The organism is Mycobacterium sp. (assembly GCF_052144515.1).
Taxonomy (GTDB): domain Bacteria; phylum Actinomycetota; class Actinomycetes; order Mycobacteriales; family Mycobacteriaceae; genus Mycobacterium.
Genome location: NZ_JBKQQD010000454.1, coordinates 1 through 4,365, shown reverse-complemented (window position 1 = coordinate 4,365; position 4,365 = coordinate 1). Strand labels below are relative to the sequence as shown.

The following is a 4,365-nucleotide window of genomic DNA, read 5'->3' as shown; positions in this document are numbered from 1 at the left end:
GTCCGGGCGGCGGCCACGATTACCGCGCGCGATGTCGTTGTCACGTTATCCTTCCGGAAGCTGGTCCAGGATCACCCTGGCGACCATAAAGGCACAATATACCGTTATACAGATATCTGTATACGATCGTGCCTGTCCGCACGGCGGGGAGAATGCGTGCCGGCGCCGGTCCACAAAAGCTCCGGCGGCGGCCGGGCGACGAGGGGCCGATAGCCACGCTTTACTCTATGTATCCATATAGTCATACAGATAGCGGAATAGGGCGCGTGGCCGTGACAGGAGAACGCACATGAAGGTGATCGCCTCGATGGAAGACGCCCTCGCGGCGGTGGGCGAGGAGCTGGGCGTGGGTGACTGGAAAACCATTGACCAGCAGCGGATCGACGCATTCGCCGACGTGACCGAAGACCACCAATGGATTCATGTCGACGCCGACCGTGCGAAAGCCGAAAGCCCCTATGGGGCAACCATCGCACACGGCTTCTTGACGCTCTCACTGATCCCTGCCCTCAAGCGCGGCAACTATGCCGTCGAAAACATGAAGATGGGCATCAACTACGGGTTGAACAAGGTGCGGTTCCTCAGTGCGGTCACTGCCGGCAGCCGCATCCGAGTGCGCTCTCACGTCTTGGATGCCACCGCCGTGAGCGCCAACACCGTCGACCTGACGGTGCGGCAAACCGTGGAGATCGAAGGATGCGAGAAGCCGGCGGCAGTGGCTGATCTCATCGCACGATATGTCTTCTAATGTGGCGGATGGCAACTCCACCGCAGGCCAAGTGAGAAGACGATGACCGTTGACCGGGTGTTACCCAGCGAAGAGGCCGTTGACCTCATCGGCCTTGTCCGCGGCATTGCAGACAAGGTATTGGCGCCCGTCGTCGACGCGCACGAGAAGGCAGAAACTTACCCCGAAGGCGTGTTCGCCCAACTGGGAGCAGCCGGACTACTGAGCTTGCCGCAGCCTGAAGAATGGGGGGGAGCGGCCCAGCCGTTCGAGGTCTACCTGCAGGTACTCGAAGAGATCGCGGCCCGGTGGGCGGCGATCGCGGTGGCGGTCAGCGTGCACAGCCTGGCGTGCCATGCGCTGGTGGCCTTCGGTACGAACGAGCAGAAACAGCGCTGGCTTCCCGGGATGCTTTCGGGTTGCCAGATCGGTGCGTACAGCCTTTCCGAGCCGCAGGCCGGGTCCGATGCCGCCGCGATACGCTGCTCGGCGACCCGCGGCGACGGCGGCTATGTGATCAACGGGTCCAAGTCGTGGATCACTCACGGCGGACGGGCGGACTTCTACACGCTGTTCGCCCGTACCGGCGAAGGTTCGCGCGGCATCTCCTGCTTCTTGATCCCCGCCGACCTTCCCGGCCTCTCGTTCGGCAAGCCCGAGGAGAAGATGGGCCTGGCTGCGGTGCCCACCACGTCGGCGTTCTACGACCAGTCCCTCGTCGAGGTTGACCGGCTGATCGGCCAGCCGGGACAGGGTTTGACGATCGCGTTTTCCGCACTAGATTCCGGGCGGCTGGGTATCGCCGCGGTAGCCGTAGGTCTGGCGCAAGCCGCGCTCGACGAGGCAGCCGCCTACGCCAATGAGCGGACTACCTTCGGCCGCAGGATCATCGACCACCAAGGCTTGGGCTTCGTGCTGGCCGACATGGCCGCCGCAGTGGCAAGCGCCCGCGCCACCTATCTCGACGCCGCGCGCCGCCGCGATGCCGGTCAGCCGTATTCGACGCAGGCCAGCATCGCCAAGCTTGTCTGCACCGACGCTGCGATGAAAGTGACCACCGACGCTGTGCAGGTGCTCGGCGGCGTCGGCTACACCCGTGACTACAGGGTCGAGCGATACATGCGAGAGGCCAAGATCACCCAAATCTTCGAAGGTACCAACCAAATTCAGCGGCTGGTCATCGCCCGCAGCCTCGCCGCCCGTTAAGTGCTCGCGCTCCAATGTGCCCGCTGTGACGCGTCGCTGCGACGGACACAGGACAGGCAACTAACGGACTGGGCCGGTGTAGCGGCTGTCTGACAATGATTCGGGCTCCAGGGCGGCTCTGACACCGTCTGCGGCAAGTTACTCCGCTCCCTGCCCGCTGGCGGGTTGCCATTCGGCGACTAAGTCGTCAACTGTCGCAAGCCGACCAAGCAGGGCCATGGTGTAGGTCAGCACCTGCTCGGCATACTGCGGAGGGGTGCCTCCGACCGCGTCCGTGGGAATGATCAGCTGAAATCCGGATTGGGTGAGGTGCCCTGCGGTCTGCGGGAGCGCCAAGTTCAACGACACGCCCGCCAACACAACGGTGCGTACACCCAAGTTGCGCAGCACCGGCAGCAATTCCGAGCCAAGAGTGGGAAAGAGACCGTGGTGGCGCGGCAGCACGACGTCAGTAGGCGCCAACAGCTCGGGAACAACCTGCGTCGGTGCCGCACCGGGTAACCAGCCGGCCGTGGCGCGGTCGAGTGCGCGCCAAAGGCGTGCGGTCCCGGTGTTGTGCCCACCGAGCGGCCCTTCGTAAGTCGCGTGCAACACCTGAAGCCCCGCATCCCGGGCGGCGTCGAGCAGCCGGCGGAGGTTGGCGACGAGTTCACCGGAGTCGGCGGCGAGCACGGGCAACACGGATTCGGGTCCCATGACACCGTTCTGGCACTCGATGCACAGCACGGCGACAGCAGACGGGTCATCGGGAAGTGCGGGCGTCGGCATGACTACCCCGTCTTTCGGTCATCGGGAGTCCAGCCGTCCAGGACCTTGTCAGCGAACTGCTCGATGTACGAGCTGGCATTGGTCAACGGTGACGCGTCGACGTCCACGACCGCCCTTGTCGCATCAAGGCTTTCGAATTCGTCGGGTTGCTCCAGCGCTTTTCGCAGGCATACGCCAGCGGGATCGCGGCCCGACTCAGCCAGGTCGGTGCGCAACTGTTCCACCGCTGCGTCGAATTGCTGTGCGGTATCGACAGTCTCAGTTCGATTCGACGCGGCCACCGCCTCGGATCCGCATCGCTTTGCGTGGTCGGCCAGATCGCTCGGCGCACCAGGCGTCACGAATCCCGTTGCTGTCGAGGGTATCTCGGTCGGGTACCCTTGTGTGAACTTCACGGCAAACCCGTTTCCGGCTGCGGATTCGCCGATTACTTGGGGGTGAACCTTTGGGCGCCGTCCAAGCGCAGGACGGCACCATTGACGTAGCCATTGGTCAGCAAGAACACCGCTGCGTCGGCGAATTCGCTTGGGGTGCCAAGCCGCCGCGGGAACGGGACGTTGGCTGTGAACTGCGCGATAGCCTCTTCGCCGACGGATTCCATGATGGGCGTCTGCATGGTGCCGGGAGCGATGGTGTTCACCCGAATGCCTGCCGCAGCCAGGTCACGGGCGGCGGCCAAAGTTAGGCCGATGACCCCGGCTTTCGCCGCGGCGTAGGCAGTCTGGCCGATCTGCCCCTCGTATCCGGCGATCGAGGCGGTCATTACCACCGCGCCGCGTTCACCGTTGTCGGCCGGTTCGGTGGTCGCCACCGACGCCGCCACCAAGCGCAGCATGTTGTAAGTGCCGTTGAGGTACAAATCGATGGTCTTGGTGAAGCCGCCGAAATCGGCGGGCCTACCGTTGCGCTGGACAATGCGTTGCGCTACGCCGAAACCGCCGTGGGCAACCACGGCGTAACGCAGCGTTGCCAGGTTTTTGGCGACCTCGATCGCCGCCAGCACGCTCTCCTCGTCGGTCACATCGGTGCTGACGAATGTTGCACCGCTGCCCAGTTCGTGGGCCAGGGCCTTGCCCTTGCCGTCGGCGAGGTCAGCGATCACTACGCTGAGGCCTTCGGCGTGCAGTCGACGCACGGTGGACTCACCCAAGCCGCCGGCACCCCCGCTGACGATGGCCGAAGCGCCCTGGAATGCTGGTTTTGCCATGAGTTCTCCTTCTTAGCTCGGTGACTGCAAGCTATCCGCTGGGTAAGTTGCCGATAATCAAGTCCCACAACGCTTCTTGATCCTGCGCGGCCGCGAGTGCCATCCTGCCGAGGGTGCGGGCGTGTTCGCCGGTGCTGCCGAACTCGGTGCTCCAACTCTGCGCTCGCAGCGTCGCCAGCCACAGTGAGTGCTCGGCGGTGGCGCCAATTGCGCCGTGCAGCTGATGGGCGATCGTGGTCACCGGGCCGACGGCACGACCGGCCACCACTTTCGCCACCATTACCGCGTAGTCCGCTTGGGCAGCGGAGAAGCCGTAATCGGCAGCAGCTGCGACCGCTAATGTCGTTGCCGCTCGGACCCTTTCGATGTCTCCCGCCATCGCGGCCAGTTGGTGCTGGACGGCTTGGAAAGCGCTGAGCGGACGGCCGAACTGGACGCGCTCGCGGGTATGGGACAC

The 4,365-nt window shown here is 64.3% G+C and carries 6 protein-coding genes; 2 read left to right on the top strand and 4 right to left on the bottom strand.

The window, feature by feature from the left end; all coding sequences use genetic code 11:
* Window positions 1-289: 289 nt before the first annotated feature.
* Complete coding sequence (locus ACLP9N_RS30845) at window positions 290-748, top strand: MaoC family dehydratase (protein WP_442389285.1); 459 nt, start codon at window positions 290-292, stop codon at window positions 746-748.
* A gap of 42 nt (window positions 749-790) precedes the next feature.
* On the top strand, window positions 791-1,933 hold the full coding sequence (locus ACLP9N_RS30840) for an acyl-CoA dehydrogenase family protein (RefSeq protein WP_442410935.1): 1,143 nt from the start codon (window positions 791-793) through the stop codon (window positions 1,931-1,933).
* Between the two features lie 138 nt (window positions 1,934-2,071).
* Here the strand turns inward: ACLP9N_RS30840 and ACLP9N_RS30835 are convergent, their stop codons facing one another.
* The 4 genes from ACLP9N_RS30835 to ACLP9N_RS30820 all read right to left on the bottom strand — a co-directional run.
* A complete protein-coding gene (locus ACLP9N_RS30835) occupies window positions 2,072-2,701 on the bottom strand; it encodes a cysteine hydrolase (protein WP_442410934.1) in 630 nt (209 codons plus the stop codon).
* A 2-nt stretch (window positions 2,702-2,703) separates the two neighbouring features.
* A complete protein-coding gene (locus tag ACLP9N_RS30830) occupies window positions 2,704-3,096 on the bottom strand; it encodes a hypothetical protein (RefSeq protein WP_442410933.1) in 393 nt (130 codons plus the stop codon).
* A gap of 32 nt (window positions 3,097-3,128) precedes the next feature.
* On the bottom strand, window positions 3,129-3,908 hold the full coding sequence (locus ACLP9N_RS30825) for an SDR family oxidoreductase (protein ID WP_442410932.1): 780 nt from the start codon (window positions 3,906-3,908) through the stop codon (window positions 3,129-3,131).
* 31 nt (window positions 3,909-3,939) lie between these two features.
* The coding region (locus ACLP9N_RS30820) for an acyl-CoA dehydrogenase family protein (RefSeq protein ID WP_442410931.1) at window positions 3,940-4,365 on the bottom strand (426 nt) is incomplete at its 5' end.